The 18,429-nt window shown below is 42.3% G+C and carries 14 protein-coding genes; 9 read left to right on the top strand and 5 right to left on the bottom strand.

The genetic code is table 11. The features are described 5' to 3' along the window. Nucleotides 1-106 precede the first annotated feature (106 nt). The gene (locus tag V7K85_RS16830; RefSeq protein ID WP_334814760.1) at nt 107-463 is read left to right on the top strand and encodes a Uma2 family endonuclease; all 357 of its coding nucleotides are present in this window, start codon (nt 107-109) and stop codon (nt 461-463) included. A gap of 376 nt (nt 464-839) precedes the next feature. Beyond that, nucleotides 840-1,529 (top strand): AAA family ATPase, encoded by a 690-nt coding sequence (locus V7K85_RS16825; RefSeq protein WP_334814759.1) that lies wholly within the window; start codon nt 840-842, stop codon nt 1,527-1,529. Between the two features lie 223 nt (nt 1,530-1,752). Here V7K85_RS16825 and ald read toward each other — a convergent pair whose 3' ends face one another. Then, on the bottom strand, nt 1,753-2,844 hold the full coding sequence (gene ald / locus V7K85_RS16820) for an alanine dehydrogenase (RefSeq protein WP_334814758.1): 1,092 nt from the start codon (nt 2,842-2,844) through the stop codon (nt 1,753-1,755). 397 nt (nt 2,845-3,241) lie between these two features. Between ald and V7K85_RS16815 the strand changes: the two genes are divergently transcribed. From V7K85_RS16815 to V7K85_RS16790, 6 genes are all read left to right on the top strand, one after another. Further along, nucleotides 3,242-3,412, top strand: coding sequence for a chlorophyll a/b-binding protein (locus tag V7K85_RS16815; RefSeq protein WP_334814757.1), 171 nt, complete (start codon nt 3,242-3,244; stop codon nt 3,410-3,412). Nucleotides 3,413-3,773: 361 nt separating this feature from the next. Further along, entirely contained in the window at nt 3,774-4,067 is a 294-nt protein-coding gene (locus V7K85_RS16810) for a hypothetical protein (protein ID WP_334814768.1), read from the top strand. A 134-nt stretch (nt 4,068-4,201) separates the two neighbouring features. Next, a complete protein-coding gene (locus V7K85_RS16805) occupies nt 4,202-5,209 on the top strand; it encodes a WD40 repeat domain-containing protein (RefSeq protein WP_334814756.1) in 1,008 nt (335 codons plus the stop codon). 820 nt (nt 5,210-6,029) lie between these two features. Further along, nucleotides 6,030-7,082, top strand: coding sequence for a permease (locus V7K85_RS16800; protein WP_334814755.1), 1,053 nt, complete (start codon nt 6,030-6,032; stop codon nt 7,080-7,082). A gap of 101 nt (nt 7,083-7,183) precedes the next feature. Next, nucleotides 7,184-7,957, top strand: a complete 774-nt coding sequence (locus V7K85_RS16795) for a TIGR03943 family putative permease subunit (RefSeq protein ID WP_334814754.1) — start codon at nt 7,184-7,186, stop codon at nt 7,955-7,957. 32 nt (nt 7,958-7,989) lie between these two features. Then, the gene (locus tag V7K85_RS16790; protein ID WP_334814753.1) at nt 7,990-9,489 is read left to right on the top strand and encodes an Ig-like domain-containing protein; all 1,500 of its coding nucleotides are present in this window, start codon (nt 7,990-7,992) and stop codon (nt 9,487-9,489) included. A gap of 344 nt (nt 9,490-9,833) precedes the next feature. Here the strand turns inward: V7K85_RS16790 and V7K85_RS16785 are convergent, their stop codons facing one another. The 3 genes from V7K85_RS16785 to V7K85_RS16775 all read right to left on the bottom strand — a co-directional run bounded on the left by V7K85_RS16785 (nt 9,834) and on the right by V7K85_RS16775 (nt 13,586). Then, nucleotides 9,834-10,625 (bottom strand): sulfite exporter TauE/SafE family protein, encoded by a 792-nt coding sequence (locus tag V7K85_RS16785; protein WP_334814752.1) that lies wholly within the window; start codon nt 10,623-10,625, stop codon nt 9,834-9,836. A 35-nt stretch (nt 10,626-10,660) separates the two neighbouring features. Further along, the gene (locus tag V7K85_RS16780) at nt 10,661-11,989 is read right to left on the bottom strand and encodes a sulfite oxidase (protein WP_334814751.1); all 1,329 of its coding nucleotides are present in this window, start codon (nt 11,987-11,989) and stop codon (nt 10,661-10,663) included. Nucleotides 11,990-12,131: 142 nt separating this feature from the next. Next, on the bottom strand, nt 12,132-13,586 hold the full coding sequence (locus V7K85_RS16775) for an aminotransferase class V-fold PLP-dependent enzyme (protein WP_334814750.1): 1,455 nt from the start codon (nt 13,584-13,586) through the stop codon (nt 12,132-12,134). Between the two features lie 1,006 nt (nt 13,587-14,592). Between V7K85_RS16775 and V7K85_RS16770 the strand changes: the two genes are divergently transcribed. Then, on the top strand, nt 14,593-16,143 hold the full coding sequence (locus V7K85_RS16770) for a hypothetical protein (protein WP_334814749.1): 1,551 nt from the start codon (nt 14,593-14,595) through the stop codon (nt 16,141-16,143). A 67-nt stretch (nt 16,144-16,210) separates the two neighbouring features. Here V7K85_RS16770 and V7K85_RS16765 read toward each other — a convergent pair whose 3' ends face one another. Next, complete coding sequence (locus V7K85_RS16765; RefSeq protein WP_334814748.1) at nt 16,211-18,349, bottom strand: NAD(P)/FAD-dependent oxidoreductase; 2,139 nt, start codon at nt 18,347-18,349, stop codon at nt 16,211-16,213. Nucleotides 18,350-18,429 lie beyond the last annotated feature (80 nt).

The following is an 18,429-nucleotide window of genomic DNA, read 5'->3' as shown; positions in this document are numbered from 1 at the left end:
TACAGCGAGTTAAGTGAAGCAATGATTTATGGATCATTGATTCGTCTTATGGTCAGGCGAATGGCATCTTAAGCTTTTGTTTACGAATCAGCTCTTAGAAGACTTCATGGCAAATCCTCCAGACGGGATGGAGTGGGTGGATGAGCAACTTATAGAAAAAACAGGGATGACATTAAAACATAGTGAAATTGAAGTTAATCTAAGCTTTTACTGGAGAAGTTACATCAACACCAATCAACTAGGTGGGAAAGTTTACACTGAAGTACCTTGTCGCACATCTAAACAGGGCCGGCGTCCTGATGTGGCTTATCTGACGCCTGAATTGGTAGCTCAATTTGGCAATGTTCCCACTTTGCCACAGAGTTTTCCACTAATTGCTGAGATAGTTTCACCCACCGATTTATCTGAAGAATTATTTCTCAAAGCGCAGGAGTATTTGCAGTCTGATTGCGAAGAAATTTGACTAGTATTTCCTGACAGTCGGTTATTTATTGTAATAACTGATAATCAGGTTTTAGGGTTTAAAGCTAGTGATGTGGTTAGCTTCTCAAAAGTCTTGCTGGGTTTTAGTGTAGCTGTAGACGAATTGTTGGGTTAAAAATGAATATGAAAACTTGTTGAGAGTAAAAACGTTTTCCGAAAAGCCTATTTATTAGCTAGCTACCAATTTAGGATAAAGGCTAAAATGATAGATAATTCATATATACCCAATAGTTACACCTGAATTAATTTTCCAATATTGAGTTAATGAAAATTGGTTTTTGCTCACAACCCATGAAGTACAAACTTGAGATAATAGTATTTAGTTGCCAACTGACTAGAGACTTGTTTTGAATCTTATGAATCAACCACTACTTCGCTTTCTGGCTAGCAAAAATTATAAAAATCTTTCTTTAGATAAAGTAGTTGAGCTAAAAAAACTCAATATATTTATAGGTTCAAACGGTTCAGGCAAAAGCAACTTTATCAGTTGCTTGAAATTTTTAAAAGATAGCTTAACTACCATTCCTGATGAAAGTCGGGGTGTTAGTAGTTTTGAAAATGCAGTTACTCAAATTGGTGCTAATCGGATTTTAGATGGCAGTGTAGTAAGTCCTGCTGTAGTTACGCTTGCTTATTGTTTTTCACAATTTTCACAGACTGGTACTCCCGGAAAAAACAGCGGAATTCTTGATTTAAAGATTTATGTTGACAAAAATCAACCAAGAGTTAGTATTTCCAAAGAATTTTTATATAGCGGAGAAGATTTACATGAGTTAGCTTCATCAAAACCTTTCTATTATTATAAGTTTCATGACAGGGAACCGGGCAAAGGCGCTGTATCAGTTTATGATAGTCCCGGACAAAATTCGAGTACTCATTTTGAATTTTTAAACAATATACACACCAATTCTTTGGGGCTTTCTGCCATTCCTCGATTGCTTGAATATAGCCAATATCCTCCCGAAAGTACACCTATTTTTAGAATTAGAAGAGACCTTATTGAATTTATTTCCAAATGGCAATTTTACAATGCCAACAATATGTAGCAGTTCAACACGCTATTCTAAAAGATTGCATACCCCGGCACTATTACAAGATATCCGACCAGATGAAGTTCAACGAAAATGCCCTTTATTTCGTGAACTTTATAACTATCTTAATCATTTTTGTAGTTCTTCATAAAGTTGGTAAAATTTAGCACCAAATTCCCCCTCATCGCTTGCAATGAGGGGTTTGCAGGAACTATTGGTAATCTAAATTTACTAAAATCTAACTTACCAAATCAGGGAATACCTCTTGCACAGCAGGATGAACTAAGCGATGGTTCTGCACATTCACACCCTTAGCCAATGCTGGGTTAACTTCCAGTGCCAAAATTCCCAAATTCGCCAACTGGACAACATAAGGTAATGTACTATTATTGAGTGCCTGAGTTGCTGTCCAAGGTACTGCTCCTGGCATATTGGGAACGCCATAATGCACCACACCTTCTTCAAGGTATACCGGATTTGTGTGGGATGTGGGGTGTAAGGTTTCTATGCAACCGCCTTGGTCAACGGCTACATCAACTATTACAGAACCAGGATGCATTTGTTTGACCAATTCGCGGGATACTAGTATTGGTGCCCTACGTCCCAGTACTAAAACTGCACCGATCAGCAAGTCGGCTTCAATGACTGCGGCTTCGATATGAGCAGAGTTGCTGTAAAGCAATTCGACTCTAGAGCCAAAGAGGGTTTCTAGGTAAGATAAGCGCTCGACACTCACATCTAAAATCTGGACGCTAGCACCCACGCCTACAGCAATTTTAGCTGCTTCTGTACCGACAACGCCGCCACCTAAAATTACTACTTTGCCTGGTTTGACTCCAGGTACACCGCCCAAAAGGACTCCTCTGCCACCTTGCTGACGTTCTAGGAATCTGGCCCCAAATTGTACTGCTAGCCGACCGGCAATAACGCTCATGGGGGTGAGCAAAGGAAGTCTGTTAGCACCAGATTGTTCTACAGTTTCGTAGGCGATCGCACAAGTGCCACAATCAATTAAATGCTCTGTCAATTTGCGATCGGCTGCTAAATGTAAATAAGTAAATAATATCTGCCCTTTCTGCAAAAATTTATACTCAGATGTCAACGGCTCTTTAACTTTAACAACCAATTCCCGATTCCAAGCCGTTTCTGATGTGGGGACAATCTCGGCTCCAGCACTTCTGTAATCGTCATCTGTAAATCCAGCACCAGTACCTGCTTGCGTCTGGACGAAGATGCTATGACCATTTTCTCGCAGCACCCGCACACTAGAAGGACTTAACCCTACCCGAAACTCTTGATCCTTATTTTCCTTGGGAACGCCGATTTCCATATACCGCCTCTGATAATTTTTTGTTTAACTGTAGTTTGCCAATCTCAAGCTTGCTACGTCCATATAGGGGATAGCTGTATTAGAGATAGCTAATCTCTGTTCTAAGTTTCTCAATTTAATCTGAATGGCCCCAAACTCTTACCCTTGACTATTACCCCAGTATTTATACAATATATAAAGAATAGTAACAATTTATTAAAAGAGCGATTGTATAGCTGCCTACTAGGAAGCTTTTGCTGAATTTATCAAGTCATCTTGGCATTCAAGCACTGCAATCAGCACATAAGTTACCAAATGTAGGGTAAAGGTTAAACTTTACCGCTTATCCATACTTTCCTCGACTTCTGCTGCGAAGTCTCATATCAACTCCCGTTTGCCGAAAAAAGGTTTCTTAAAAATGACACAACCACAACCAACGATTACACCTAGACTAGAGGAGCCTAAGTTTGGCTTTAACGAATATGCTGAACGCTTGAATGGTCGAGCGGCAATGATTGGCTTCGCTATGATGCTGGTGATTGAATATGTCACTAATCAAGGGGTGCTATCATGGCTGGGTCTGAAGTAGTGCTACCAACAAGCACAAGGTGGAAGTTGTAAGCTAGTAGTTAAAATTTCAACCAGCTGGAACAACCAGTTGGTTTTGACTTTAACAATTGATAGCAAAGTACTTCGCCCTAGATAGTTTAATTAGATTTATTCGGAAATTATTGCCCTAGAATGTAAGTAACAGAGGAATCGAAATACCTATTAGTGATTGAAATATCATAGATTTGCAACTATTATATGCAAGCCGATTAATGAGTATACTTCCTCCCCAACTAAAGAAAATCATAATTAGTGTCTGCCTTGGATGAGAAAGGCAAATTACGGGTGAGGTATTCTTGGTAAATATACACAAAAGGTGAACTGGAACCAACCAAGCTGTGATGAATGCTGTATTACCTCGTTTTTTGAAGTTAACCTACCGAAAAGAGCCACTAATCAGTGTATTGATAACGATGGGCGTTATGGATGCCCTGATTGGCGGATTGAATGATAGCTGGTCGTTGTTCGCTTTTGGTTTGGGAACGACAGGGATAGCGCTAGCTTTTAAGTTGTGGCGTTTTCAGCAACGTCGTCCTGTACCAGAGGAGCCTGTAGTGCAACATTATTTGCCCTCTCGTTCTTCTAGTCCGCCTTTACCAATGTTAAGCGTTTCTAAGAAAAAACCACCTCTTTAGGAAGTGCAGAGTTATTACTTAATAACTCTGCAAAATTAATGGGGTAACCGTATATATAAAAGTGAGGAAAAAGTGTGAGTAGTGAGGGAAGAGGTAGGGATAATTTTCTGCGACCATATATTATCCTGGCATTTATGTCAGCTGTTGCCCTTCCAGTGATTACCTGGGAAGGGTTTTATATTCATCAAGCTCATGCTGCCATTGAAGTAATACCAAACTCCCAAACTACCAGCAGCTTTGCTAATGCCCAACTACTTTACACACTCAGAGGACATAACGGAACCGTTAAATCCCTCGCTTTCAGTCCAGATAGCAGAATTCTTGTGAGTGGAGGTGCAGAAAACGAGGGTGTAATTCGCCTGTGGAATCCAGCAAATGGCAAAAAGTTGGCGGATATTAACAAAGCACACAAAGCAGCCGTAGAATCTTTAGTAATTTCGCCAGATGGGCAAACCCTTGCTAGTTGTAGTGATGACAATACGATTAACCTCTGGAACCTGAAAAATTTAAAATTTAGTCGCTCTTTTGTCGGACATACCAGTAACGTATTATCTTTAGCGGTGTCTCCTGATAGTAAAGTTCTAATCAGTGGAGCTTTGGATGGGATTCGTCTATGGGATTTGCTACAGGAGCGCCCTCTAGGGACTCTAGTAGGTTTTGATAATTTGATTTATACCCTAGCCATTAGTCCTGATGGGCAGACCTTGGCTAGTGGTGATAATAAGGGTGTAATCAAGCTGTGGAATTTGAGTACTGGTAAATTAATCAGTGAATTCGTAGCTCATTCTAATGCTGTTAGCGCCGTCATCTTTACACCAGATGGAGAAACATTAGTTAGTGCAAGCCGCGATCGCACCATAAAACTGTGGAATATTAATACTGGAGAATTAGTCCGCACCCTTACAGGACATAATAACTGGGTAAATGCGATCGCCATTAATCCCGATGGACAAACCCTTGCTAGTGCCGGCAGAGACGGGATTAAATTGTGGAATTTAACTTCAGGTGAGTTAATAAATACACTGAGTGGACATACAGATTGGGTAAGTGCGATCGCTTTTAGTCCAAATGGTAAAATTCTTGCCAGTGGTGGATTTGATCAACAAGTCAAGATTTGGGGAACTCCACGAAAACGTAATTAACAGAGAACATTAGAACCCCGACTTCTTAAAGGAGTTGGGGTTGTGAATGACAGATAAGGATATGAATTATGAACCGTCGAACTCACTTTAACAAGGGGATTTTGCCTCTTGTCTTGTCTGGTTAATTGAGAGTCGAGCTATTTATACAAACAAAGGCTACCTCCACAATCTGTAGGAATTTCAGCCCACCTGCGTGGGCTAAAGCTTTGCAGAAGTTTGTGAGCCAGCAACTTTTAGTTTGTAGGGCTTTTCGGAATTTGGCGAATGCGAACAGGTGTCCTTTAGGACAAGGTATTGCAAACATTTACTGTGTTTGCTAAACTTTGGTCTTGCATTTTTAGAGTTTCTATAGTAAAACAATCAACCAAAGCTCAGATCACATTTTGCCATAACTAGCCAAAATCAATGATGGTAGCAACCAAGAGCGATGTCTACGACGGGCTACGCCTACCCCAAATGTTGAATAACTGTGAATACTTGATGAAAATACAGCCGAGCTAATATCTGAGCCAGCAAATTACTGTAAGTATAAACATAAGTAATTTAAAATCATCTATGCAGCTACTTGCCCTCTAGAAACGGAACAATTTCTGAACTTAGACAATCTCAGAAATAGTCATCATCAGTAAATGCATTCAGGTAAAAATCACTATCTCGCCTGAATCAAAGGTTTGCAGCGCTTAAACGCTAGTTGAAACGTAGGATAACTTGCTATTTAAATGATGTTTAATTTTCCTGAACTGCTTTTGATCCCCATTTCGATAGAATGAATGACTAGGCAGAACCCTAAAACTCAAAACCGCTTTTGACTGCGACGCCCATGAATCAACTGAACAATGGTTTTACGCTATTTCTAAGTTTGCTAGTCGAGGCGATGCCTTTTTTGCTTCTTGGGGTTTTATTCTCCAGTTTGCTGCTGTTTTTTGTTGATGAGCGCAAATTAGTAGAAAAAATGCCCAAAAATCCGCTGCTGGGTGCTTTAGTTGGCAGCATGATCGGCTTTTTATTTCCGGTGTGTGAGTGCGGGAATATACCGGTAGCGCGGCGGTTCCTAATTCAGGGAGTACCCACACCAGTCGCAATTGGTTTTTTGCTAGCAGCACCAACAATTAACCCAGTTGTAATTTGGTCAACTTGGACAGCATTTCGAGATCAGCCAGAAATAGTAGTCTTGCGAGTCGTATTTTCCCTTGCAATTGCCACAATTATCGGGTTTGTTTTCAGTTTTCAAAAAGATTTAAATCCCATAGTCCAACCTGCGATCGCTCGGTATATGAAGTTTAATCCGCCCGCGCAGCCGGAAACCAAACGCCGTGGTAAGCGTTACGAAGTACAACAGGAAGCAACAGTACCGAATATCTTGCAATCCGGGACTTATATCTTAGGAGGAAAAAAAGGTATACCTCTGCGGATAGATGCTAATTTAATACCGCCTACTACAATCTCTAGTTCCAATAAACCCCTTGCAGATAAACTGCGCCTAGTGGTGGATAACAGCATCCAAGAATTCCGAGAATTGGGCGGAATCATGATTCTAGGAAGTGCGATCGCTGCTGCTATTCAAGTGCTAGCTCCCCGTGAATTAATTCTCAGTTTGGGTGCTGGGCCTATTACCTCAATTGTGGTGATGCTGATATTAGCAGTAGTGGTTTCAATTTGTTCTACAGTCGATTCTTTCTTCGCCCTATCTTTTGCCTCAACCTTTAGCAGCGGTTCATTGTTGGCATTTCTAGTGTTTGGGCCCATGATTGACATCAAAGGCATTGGTTTGATGTTATCCATTTTTAAACCCAAAACTGTTTTTTACTTATTTGCTTTAGCAGCACAATTAACATTTGTGTTCACCCTTTTCCTCAACTTGCACGTCCTTTAAAAAATTAGTCATTTGTCCTTTGCTAATGACTAAGCGCAAAGTCTGAGCGGAGGTTTCCTCCGATCAGAACTTTGTAAGAGATGACTAATGACTAATGATTAATGACTAACAAAAATCCCAAATCTAAAATTAAAAATCTGTTACTCCCTTGGCTGGATGCTCTAGCAATTACAGCTTGGGGCATTTTGATGTTGAGATATTGGCTAACTAACAAGCTGAACCTGTTGATTCACCCAAATTACATTTGGTTCGTGGTCGTGACTGGTATCAGCTTGATCATTATTGGTTTTTTGAAGATGCAGGAACTTTGGCTGCGGCGTCGCCGTGATCTAACGCCAAACACCCAACATATTAGTTTATTTCCCCCTGGTTGGGGCAGTGCTTTGTTGTTGACTACAGCGATTCTAGGTTTTATGATTACACCGCAAGTTTTTGCTAGTGACAAAGCACTCCAAAGGGGTGTGACGACTGATTTATTGGGAAGCACACGTGTCAAACCTCAAGCCTTTCGGGCTACTGTTCGCCCAGAAGAGCGATCGCTTGTAGACTGGGTACGCACCGTCAATGTCTATCCTGAACCAGATACATATGCAGGACAAAAAGTCAAGGTGCAGGGATTTGTGATCCACCCGCCCGATCTAGGAAAAGAATATTTGTTCTTAGCCCGATTTGTCTTAACTTGCTGTGCAGCAGATGCTTACCCTGTGGGATTACCTGTCAAACTCCCAAACAATCAAGAAGCTTATTCCCCTGATATCTGGCTGGAAGTCGAAGGACAAATGGTGACAGAAAATTTGGCAGGTAAACGCCAACTTACCATTGCCGCTACATCTCTCAAAAAGATTCCTCAACCGGAAAATCCTTATAGTTATTAGTTATTTCTCCAATGCCTAATGCTTAACGACAAATGATTAAATCTAAAGCATTTATCCAACCACTGGATCGGATAGCGATCCCACTGATGCTACTGCTGAGTGTGCTGATTGGGTTAATCATATTGCAAGGTGATGTGGTAACTGCTCGTGTGCGGGACTTTACCTGGCAAAATCAACAAATTGGGGCAGAGGATAACTCCTTCACCCTTACCTTCAGCCGCCCAATGGAAGTAAAAAGCGTAGAAGAGAACTTGAAAATTGAGCCACCTCTAGCAGGTAAATTCAGTTGGGCAGGGCGGCGGATGGTTTATACACTGGTGACACCAGCACCCTATGGCACGAATTATAAAGTGCAGTTACAGGGAGCCAAAGATAAGTTTGCGGAACAAGAAGGCAAAAATCGGGTGATACAGCCCTTTGTTGGTAGCTTCCGCACACGCGATCGCGTCATCCTTTATATAGGAACCGATCAAGAAGAACAGGGACGGTTAGTTCTTTATAACTTGACCCAAGAGCAAAAAAGGGTACTTACCCCCAAAGACCTGATAGTAATGGACTTTGAGTCGTTTCCTGATGGGGAGAAAATTTTATTTTCTGCTCACACAACCAAGAACCAAGACTTACTTTCAGCTCAACTGTACACAGTGACAACAGGCGTTTCTGGTAAATTTGGACAAGAAGCAGAACCAGGAGGCAAAGTTGACCTGACTTTAGATAGTAAAGATTATCAAAACCTGAAATTTGACTTATCACCTGATGGGCAAACTATTGTCATTCAGCGCGGAAACAAAACTAATCCTGGCGACTTTGGACTATGGTTTATGCCAGCAACCAGTGACAGTTCAAAAGAAAAACCTACCCCTAAACGTCTGCAAAGCCAACCGGGGGGAGACTTTATGATCACGCCAGATAGTAAAGCCGTAGCAGTTGCCCAAGGACAGGGAGCAGCAATTTTACCACTGCAAGGTGATGCCAATAAACCCCTAGACTTTCTGCCGCAGTTTGGTTTGGTACAGGCTTTCTCCAAAGATGGCTCTCAAGCAGCGATGGTAAAGTTTAATACAGATTACACGCGAGATTTGTTTCTAGTGACAAACCAAGGTGTGCAGAAACAACTATTAAAAACAACAGGCTCAATTCTCAGCTGCCAATTTGACATCGCCTCACCCACCCTCTACTGCTTGCTGACACAACTAGTATCCAAGGAACAATACATAGAACAGCCTTATGTAGTGGCAATTGCTCTGAAAACCGGGCAACAGAAACCATTGCTAATACTGCCTCCTGCTCAACGGAATGTGCAAATGAGTTTATCTGCCGACGGTTTAGGGTTGTTATTTGACCAAGTAGTACCGCAGACAAACACAACAGCATCATCACCCACAAACACTTTGAAAACTGATGATGGAGATACGATCGCTACCAGTAGCCTGTGGTTAATGCCTCTGTTGCCCATCGCTGATGCTGCGACTGTTGAAATTAGACCAGAACAACTCCCCTTAGCCGGATTTCATCCCCGGTGGCTACCTTGAGAGAATAATTTGTAATTCGTAATACTCGCCATTCGCGTAGCGTCTCGTAGAGAAGGCGAGAAGCAAGCTACGTAATTCGTAATTGTGAGTAGCAATAACCGTAGGGTGGGTACTGCCACAAACATCAAAATCGAGTTACCTTGTTCCCAGTCTCCGACTGGGAATGCCCCTCATTAAGGCTCTGCCTTCTTTACTCGCGGCAGCAGCCCAATGAGCAGCATTTCCTAGCCAGAGGCTGGAAACGAGGTTTGAAAATAGTTTTAGCTTAAGTTAACGCCAATGAGGATTGCTGTGTCTTTACAAGCTATGTGGTTAAAATAAATGAAACCTGCTGTAATTACGAATTACGAATTAGTAATTATTTGTTGATAATTTATCCAAGCTTCCCAAAAAATATAAATTGATAGTATTCCTAAGAAAATACGAAGCACTAAACTCACAGTATAATCTGGGAGTTTTGGCAATGCGCGAGTACTCATTTGAACGCCTAAAAGACCTCCGCATCCCAAAACTATACCTTGAACAAACAGAATATTTCCCTCTAATGTGTGTCCTGTGCAGGCAGCTAAAGCAGTGATCACAATCACACCCAAACTAGTTTGAATTGCTACTTTAATTTCTTCTCCCAATAGCAACATTTGTAGTGGCACCATAATCGTACCGCCACCTAAGCCAAATAAACCTGCTAAAATTCCTGCTGCTCCCCCAGTGCCAATTTTAGAAACTAATGGGTTAAATATTGGGGCTGTATTCTCTATTTCATTGAAAGCCAGTTGCTTGCGAAGCTCAATCAGATAGATATTAGCGAGTAGTATAATGCCAAATGTAAAAAGTATTATGTACGATGGAATTTTATTGGCAAAATATACACCGATTCCAGTAGTTAGAAAAGCTGGAATTCCTAAATAAATTACTCGTTTAAAGTCAAAGTAGCCCATCCACCAATTCTGCAAACTTCCAGAAATTGAAGTAATCACAATCGCAAGGCTACTAGTAGCGATCGCCTGAACGGGAGTATAACCTAGTGTGACTAAAAGAGGAATTGTGATAATACCGCCACCTATTCCCAAAAGTCCAGCTATGACTCCAGATATTAGACCTCCAGTCACTAAAATCAACCAACTAAAATCAATCATAAATAGGTCTTTTCTACAGAACTGACTTGGTGTAATTAACCTTGTACTGTCACCGGATGGCTAACAACGCCTCCGTAGAGCAATCCAGAATCATTCCACGGAACTGTACTCGGTTGTGTGTTACCTAAATTGTCAGTAGCACGAGCTTGGAGAAAATACTGGCCAGGAACTGGGTTCCATTCAATGTCCCACCGTGTCCATGCAAATGGAAAATTTGGTTCTCTCAGTCGTGCAAATTGCCAAGTTTTGCCGCCATTCAGGCTGACTTCCACACGCGTAATCTTTCCTTTCCCAGACCAAGAACGTCCACGTAGTAAGTGGGTTCTAGCAGAAAGCGTAGCTGGCCAAGCCAACTCAAAGGCGCTCTTAACATTTTGGTAGGTAATCAGCTTACCTTTATATGGAGCGATCGCTGGGTAGTTTGCACCAACCAACACCATTTGCTCCGTCACCCACTGGGTATATATCGGTGTTTGGGAAACTTCAATCCGCTCAATCCATTTAACGTTGGCGTTTCCTCCCCAACCAGGGAATAAAGCACGGCATGGCTGACCGTGATCTGGAGGTAATGGTTCTCCGTTCATTGCATAGACAAGCAGCGAGTTATCTGCTAATGCCTTAGCAATCGGAACTACATTGTTGAACTTGGATTTATTCGTCCCCTTTGAGTCCAGCGAATCCACATCTGCGCCCTCAACGAGTACATCTTTTGCTGTGGATTTCAGTCCAGCTCGCTCTAATAACATGCCAAGTGGTACACCAGTCCACTCAGCTACACCAATAGCCCCAAGCCTCCACCGGGTTCCAGGGAGTGGTATGTTGTAAGCCTCTTCAAAGAAGCGCCGACCATTAGCAGCACACTCAATAGCGCAAGTGACCGAGATGGACGGCATAGCGACGATTTCATCGTAAGTGAACTCGCAAGGGGCAGAAACGCCAGTTCCATGAATTTGCAAACGCCATGTAGATGGATCAAACGGGGGAGGTGTACTACGGTTATGAACATAGAACCAATCATTCGGTACTAAATAACCACGCCCATACATTGCTTCCCAGTTCATCTCTAATGTGCCTTTGCTATGAGAGATATATCCTGGTGGCAATGGCTTAAGTATTTTACTGCCTTTGGTTTTAACAGCTGCCTGACTGTGAGCAGGCGCAGGTTTAGCTAACCCCCCAATCGCTGTTGCACCAACCATAGTGGCTAGTATTTTTAGAAAGCGCTGGCGCGAAATACCTGCATCTGTACTTTTTTGCCAGATACACTGATCAACCCGTGTGTGTAAATAATCCTCCTGGTCAAAGAGGTTTTCATCACTCAAGTTATTACCTCCTTGTAATTCGTAATTCGTAATACTCGCCATTCGCGTAGCGTCTCGTAGAGAAGGCGAGAAGCAAGCTACGTAAGTCGTAATTAAGACACAGAGAATAAGGCTTGATGAAGGAGCAGAGGGAGCAGGGGAAATAAGCAATGCCCAATGCTCTATGCCCCATGCCCTGAAAAGACTAGCTGTCTATCGCTGTCCAAACACCAGTGATTTCATTTTGTGTGTAGTTGGGCAAATAGTGAGCAAATCCGTTTCTAGCTATTTGGGCGATCGCATCAATAAAGCGATCGCAATCTTCTAATGTATTATATACAGCAAAGCTGGCTCGGATAATACTAGGAATGTTGCGCGTAATTCCCCTGTCTACTTCTTGGGCAATCTCACAGTCTTGCTCGTCTGAAATATTCTTGAGTTTGCGAATGTATTCGTATGTGCAGAAAGCCCCAGCCCGAACCCCAATGCCGTATTCTTGCGCCAGAATTTCTGCTACTAAGCGTCCATCAAACCCATCAATATCAAAGGGAATAACATGGGCTAAATTATCTCCTGGAATATGTAATTTGATACCAGGAATCAGCCCAAGCCGTGTAAATGTGAATTCAACTAAAGAGTGTTCATACTCAGCAATGCGCGAGCGCCCTAGTGCTTCGATAATTTCAATCGCCTTGGCAATGGCAATAGCCCCCATTGCGTTTGGCGTTCCAGGGTCATGGGCCCGTTCTGTATAAAAACGCTTGATCTCTAGATTTCTAGTGATATAAGGCAGGTTTCCACCCCCGATTTGATAAGGGTAGGAACTATCAAAAAATTCCTTCGGCCCCAGCAAAACCCCAGTTCCATAAGGGGCATACATCTTGTGTCCAGAGAAAGCCACAAAATCTAAATGACATGGGTGATCATCAGCACGCATATCTACTCGTTCATGCTGAATTAACTGACACACGTCGGCAAATATCTTCGCACCATACCGATGTGCTAAAGCTGCAATTTCGTAAATCGGGGGTCTGTAACCCGTAATTGTCGAAGCACCTGTAATAGTCACTAACTTAATTTGCTCGGCTTTGGGAAGATTTTGGTGTGCCTTGAAGATATCTTCAATTTCTGCAACACTTACACTTCCATCCGGCTGGGTTCTGTACTGCACAACTTCGTCTCTAGTAACCCAAGGCAGAAGGTTTGATGAATGCTCGATATCAGAAACTAAGATTTTCCCAGGTTTTTTTGCCCAAAGTGTGGCGGCTCCATTAATTGCTTCTGTTGTGTTTTTCGCAAAGATTACATAGTTCTCTGAAGATGACCCCACAAAGTCCCGAATTATATTCCGGCTGGCGTCATATTCTCGTGTAGTGATGATGGACTTTTGCCCAGAACCTCGATGCACACTGCCATAGGTGTCAAGCATCTCGTCTACATGCTGCTTGAGGGTTGCAAAGGGAGTGGTTGTAGCTCCATTATCTAAGTTGACGTACTTGACATAGTTTCCTTTAAGAGTTTTCACCTTGAAAGATAAAGACTCATTTGTAAATAACGGTCTGATTTGTTTGTCCCAAAAGCTGTCACAATTTTCTGCAGACAGCGGCAATTGGGCAGCTTCTTGCTTTATTTTTGCACCGATTGCAAGTACGTCAGTCATTTTTAGCACCCCTATTTTAAATTTGAATTTTTTGGACAAGCCTAACTGCTACAACGCTTTATTTAGCGCCACAATTATATTAATTGGCAGTAATTATGGTCTTTATAATTACTTTTTTCCTAATAGAAAACTCGGTTATGCTCATTATTCTTTAATAAAATAATTAAAATCGTATTCGTTTAAATACTTAATTAAAATAAACTTTTAGTCTCTTTATATACAATATAAAAAATATCTATAAGTAGTTAAGTATACTTTAAATAATTTTCTTGCAGTCATTAAACAAACTTTACGCATTGAAGGCAAGTTGAGAAAAAAGCTTCTCATTGACTAAGCCTGGAATTACTTACTAAGACTGTATTTATCAAGAAAAAAGCACGTACTAAGTTGAGATTACTCTTTAAGAAAGTTTTATAATTATACTTAGTATTTTTATTACCTTTTTTAAAATTTTTATAAGTATTTATTCGTGAATCTCAGAATTTACTAACATTGTAGTTCTGACAGAAGCTCTTAGTTGTTTGCTGACATTAAATAGCGATTGCCCAGAATTACAGAATTATCATTGAATAATAGATACTTGTACTGACATATATACTAAGTAATAAATGAGCCACTAGAAAAATGTATTGAAGGAAGACTTCTTAATTCATCTCTTAAGACAGATGCAATTATAGATAATAACGTGTATTAGACGCAGTTTTTTATGTAAAAAACTTCATTAGCCAATACAGTTTAATTTTGAAGTATCGGGTTTCTCCTCTCTCTTGCCTATTCCCAAAGGCAGTCCAAATTCCCCTTCTGCCTCTTCTTGACGGGGAAGAGCATCATAGTGTTATAACGGCATCAGTCTAGATACAGAATGGGGAACACCAATTGATGATTAATTGCTGGTGCTTGAAGAGAGTTAAACTTAGCTTTTAGAGCAAACCCTGATTAGACATAGTTGATAAGCAATGCTAATGGCAGCACTGCTAAATATTTTTAAGCAGGTGGGTCAAGAGTGATGAATGAAGCTGACACCTCAAACAAGGCGGCTGTGATGGAATCCCTAAATTCTGCTAATTCGCCACAATCAGAGCAGGCGAGTTGTCCCTTTTACTCAGTTGTGCCTCATGACAATATGGCAGTTAGAAAACTGCCACTCCTCATGCCAGCTGAAGATACACAATTTTCACAAGATACCACCCAGCAAGACTGGGTTGCAGAGCCTGAAAGCGGCAAACAACTACTTATTGACTCGGAATTTCAGAACCTGCTGGCATTAAACGAAGAATTGCGTACGGCGAACAATAAGTTGTATGAACAAGTGGAGCAGCTAAAAGACAACTTAGCTGAGTCTGAAAAGGTTTTGCAGTGGCAGAAAACGCGTTCCAGCGTTACTGAGTCGATGCTCAACCAACATACTCAGGAACTGGCTGCGGCTCAAGAACAGATAAAGTCCCTATTTCAACAATTAGAAACTGCTGTACAAACTGTTCAACGCCAGGAAATTTTCATTGATACTTATAAAGCACAGCTACAAATTAGCCAACAACGCCTTGCCCAGTTAGAGCGAGAATGTACGTTGCTACACACTAACAACAACGAACAGTCTCAGCAGTTATTGCAATCAGAAACTGTTTGTCGGGAGTTACGTACTAGACTGATGCGACAACAACGCCAGACTCTGCAATTCAAAGCAGCTCTGGAAAAATGTCTAGATACATCCGTTCCTAGTTATGACTCCCTAGAGGATACTGCAAAACATCCTAAAGACATAACTAGTGGACAAGGAAGATTCTCTAGAAAAGCTCGGTCTTTGTTTCCTAATGTACAGCCAATTCAACCTTGGTCAGCAGAACCAGAATCCTTGACTGAGAATGTAGATAATTCTTGGGGCGAACCGTCAGCACCAATCCCATTCCAAAAAAATGAAGCCACTCCGCCGCCATCATCTTCTTGGAACTGGACAGTTAAGCAAAATATCCCAACACCAGCAGAACCTGGCCCCTCTGCAAAAATTGACGATTCCCCAGATACACCGGAAACTATTTCAACTTCGGGTTCATCAAACTTAGATCAGCAATTAGATAGTCTAATCCAAATGTTTTTCACCTCCCAGCCTGCATCTGCATCACCACCGCCTGCTGCGAAAACGAATGTAGAGAGTAATCTGGGTGATGCGCCCATCTGGGAGACTTTAGCAACAATCTTAGAAGACGATGAGGAACTAGAAAATCCACAAAAGGAGGAGTTGGAAGCAAAAATTAATCCGACTGCAACTACCTCCATTTCTTGGACGACAGATTCTGTGCTTTCACCAGCCAATAACTTACTAGTTTCCTCCACTCCGCCTCACACTAAGACGCCTGTTGGAGAAACTGAAGACTACTGGTCAGAAGTTTCACAATTGACGCAGTTAGAATTATCGGCGACTGATTTGTCCCCAGAATCATCAGGTGATAACAGCAATGATGCCAATTCACCCTCACCGGTGGTTTATCCCCAGCGTCCACCCAAGGGGCGTAAGTCATTGGCATCTGTGGAACTGCCAAATTTTCGCCCCAAGAGTTAGGAGTTGGGAGTTGGGAGTTGGGAGTTGGGAGTCAAGTGATTAATGCCTAATGCCCAATGCCCAATAACTAATTCAGAATTCTTGCTTCAGACTTCGGAATTATAGCTTCTAGGCTAATTTTTGCTACTTGAGCGCGCGATCGCGGTTTGCCTGTGGCGATCGCATAATTAATCGCTAACAGCCACAGCCACAATCCCGGATTCCGGGGTTCCAGCCAAAAACCTATCCGACTCAAGAAGCGCGAAAACCACGGACTCAGCAAAGTACTAACCAGGGCATGACGGCCGAAGTTAAAATAACTACCAAGCCATCTGAGCAAATCCCTTGGCCCAGCAAGTTCCCAAATCCATAAAAGCAAGGCAGGATTTTTTCTAGCTGCTTTGAGTGCTAGGCGGTTAAAGGTAAACCAATCACACCTATCTTTAATGAAATTATCTGCCACCTCTAAAGGTTCGTCTGCCAACAGCCCAAAAAAGGTATTGAGCATGGAGTTAATCCGTTGCGGTGGTAAAAATTTTCCTGTGGGCACCATCATGCCTTTGGAAAATAGCCAAGTCACTGAAACGTTGCTTTGGTAGGCGCGAATTTGGTTCAAGTGTTCCAAACTCAACAAGTCATGCTTGAGAGCAGTATCCAACAGTGTTGTTAAGCGCTCTAAGTTGCGAACTAGCGAACCAAAACCGGTGAAGACGAGGGGAGACTGGAGTGATGCGGCATCACCGATCGCAATCAATCGATCAAAAGCAACTGTGCGATCGCGACTTCCGACACTAAAATGCCCCGGTATATACCCAAATGTCGGCTTTTTCCACACCAATTTGTCCATATCGCACCTGCGATACTCTGGCAAAATCGTGAAAAAGTCCTCGTACATCTCTAGCAAAGAACCAGGATTTTCAGCATTGACTTCGTGGTAATGAAATAAATAAATCGTCAATTCATCAGCTGCTCCAGGAAACAATTCCCAAATCAACTGCCTTCCCCGCGAAATATCCCCATGACTATAAAGAACATCCCCATATTGGGAATCCCATACCCCCGGCTCAAATCCGCTCTCAATTGCCGCTCCCACTGTCGGACATACACTATCAAAAGCTCGACCACCATTTAATTGCCAAGCGATGGGGGATGCAGTTCCCATTGCATCTATTAGCAGTCGTCCACTTACTTGCTTCTCGCTTTGACTGGGTAAGTGCTTGACTTTCAGAAGTACTTGTGAACTCTCAATATCTGCACGGATAAACTCTGTTTCATCCCAGATATCACCGCCTGCCGCTTGCAGTTTTTGCCCACACATTTGGAGCCATTTTTCGGAATCTAAGCCTAAATTTAGGACTGTGGGTGTGTGGAGGACGGGCGATCGCAGTTTGGATGGATTATTGGCATCAAAAAACTTATTGAATCCGTCTTTGTATTCCCTGGCAATGATAGTTTCTAACTCAGCGGGGGTGACTAAACCCAGGTTAACCAAGCTTTGAATCTCATCGCGGGAAATATTCCATTCTCGGTTCATCCGCCCAAAGGGCATTCGTTCCACCAGCAGAACTTTATATCCCAGTTTTGCCATCAGTGCCGCATGAATCGCGCCTAGTGCGCCACCGATGTAGATGATGTCGTACTGGGGATGGGGCATGGAGCATGGGGCATTGGTTATTTCTTCGCTGCTCCCCTGCTCCCCTGCTCCTCTCACATGCGAAAACACGACTTGACGCGGTTGCCGAGGATTCCGTACCCCTTGGCGCCATCGTTGTTCCCACCAATAGGCACGCGTTAGGTCATATTCACCGTTGGGCATTTTCTGAAAATATTTGACGGTGAGGGGGTAAACAGAGCCTAGCGCTGCAAAAATCGATTGCTGGGATAAATCAATCTCTGGTGGTTCTGGGTAATGATGCCCAAAACGGCTTCTGATTTCTTTGGTTAGGCGTTGTAGGATTTGTCCCTCACTGGGAAAGGGCTGTTCTGCCCAACGAAACACTTTCAGATAGGTAGTTCGTTGCACTGACCAGACAAATACCGAAAGTTCCGCAGGCAAGTTTTCGGAAATAGCCCCGGTAGCAGTTGTAGTTGCAGTAGGGATTTTGAGGCGAAAGCCTTCCAAGGTAAGCACTTTTTCTCCATTTCCGGGTTCAAAATCTGTTTGTAACCAGCTACGCACAGTTGCTATATCCGGAGTTGGAACTTCTAAATAAAGGATTTCTCTCATCTTTTCCTGACATCTCCGATCAATCTACTCACTAAGACAGATTTTATGAAGGCACAAAGTAAGGTAAACTCCGCCCTATT

This window comes from Nostoc sp. (assembly GCF_036917615.1).
In the GTDB taxonomy this organism is placed as follows: Bacteria; Cyanobacteriota; Cyanobacteriia; order Cyanobacteriales; family Nostocaceae; genus Nostoc.
The sequence above is the reverse complement of the archived record's forward strand: the minus strand, read 5'-3'. Positions and strand labels throughout refer to the sequence as shown.

What these genes read in the sequence shown, in the direction of transcription:
- V7K85_RS16830 (WP_334814760.1), top strand. Translation starts at nt 107, where the DNA reads ATGGCAAATCCTCCAGACGGGATGGAGTGGGTGGATGAGCAACTTATA.
- V7K85_RS16825 (WP_334814759.1), top strand. Translation starts at nt 840, where the DNA reads ATGAATCAACCACTACTTCGCTTTCTGGCTAGCAAAAATTATAAAAAT.
- ald (WP_334814758.1), bottom strand. Translation starts at nt 2,844, where the DNA reads ATGGAAATCGGCGTTCCCAAGGAAAATAAGGATCAAGAGTTTCGGGTA.
- V7K85_RS16815 (WP_334814757.1), top strand. Translation starts at nt 3,242, where the DNA reads ATGACACAACCACAACCAACGATTACACCTAGACTAGAGGAGCCTAAG.
- V7K85_RS16810 (WP_334814768.1), top strand. Translation starts at nt 3,774, where the DNA reads ATGAATGCTGTATTACCTCGTTTTTTGAAGTTAACCTACCGAAAAGAG.
- V7K85_RS16805 (WP_334814756.1), top strand. Translation starts at nt 4,202, where the DNA reads ATGTCAGCTGTTGCCCTTCCAGTGATTACCTGGGAAGGGTTTTATATT.
- V7K85_RS16800 (WP_334814755.1), top strand. Translation starts at nt 6,030, where the DNA reads ATGAATCAACTGAACAATGGTTTTACGCTATTTCTAAGTTTGCTAGTC.
- V7K85_RS16795 (WP_334814754.1), top strand. Translation starts at nt 7,184, where the DNA reads ATGACTAACAAAAATCCCAAATCTAAAATTAAAAATCTGTTACTCCCT.
- V7K85_RS16790 (WP_334814753.1), top strand. Translation starts at nt 7,990, where the DNA reads ATGATTAAATCTAAAGCATTTATCCAACCACTGGATCGGATAGCGATC.
- V7K85_RS16785 (WP_334814752.1), bottom strand. Translation starts at nt 10,625, where the DNA reads ATGATTGATTTTAGTTGGTTGATTTTAGTGACTGGAGGTCTAATATCT.
- V7K85_RS16780 (WP_334814751.1), bottom strand. Translation starts at nt 11,989, where the DNA reads ATGGCGAGTATTACGAATTACGAATTACAAGGAGGTAATAACTTGAGT.
- V7K85_RS16775 (WP_334814750.1), bottom strand. Translation starts at nt 13,586, where the DNA reads ATGACTGACGTACTTGCAATCGGTGCAAAAATAAAGCAAGAAGCTGCC.
- V7K85_RS16770 (WP_334814749.1), top strand. Translation starts at nt 14,593, where the DNA reads ATGAATGAAGCTGACACCTCAAACAAGGCGGCTGTGATGGAATCCCTA.
- V7K85_RS16765 (WP_334814748.1), bottom strand. Translation starts at nt 18,349, where the DNA reads ATGAGAGAAATCCTTTATTTAGAAGTTCCAACTCCGGATATAGCAACT.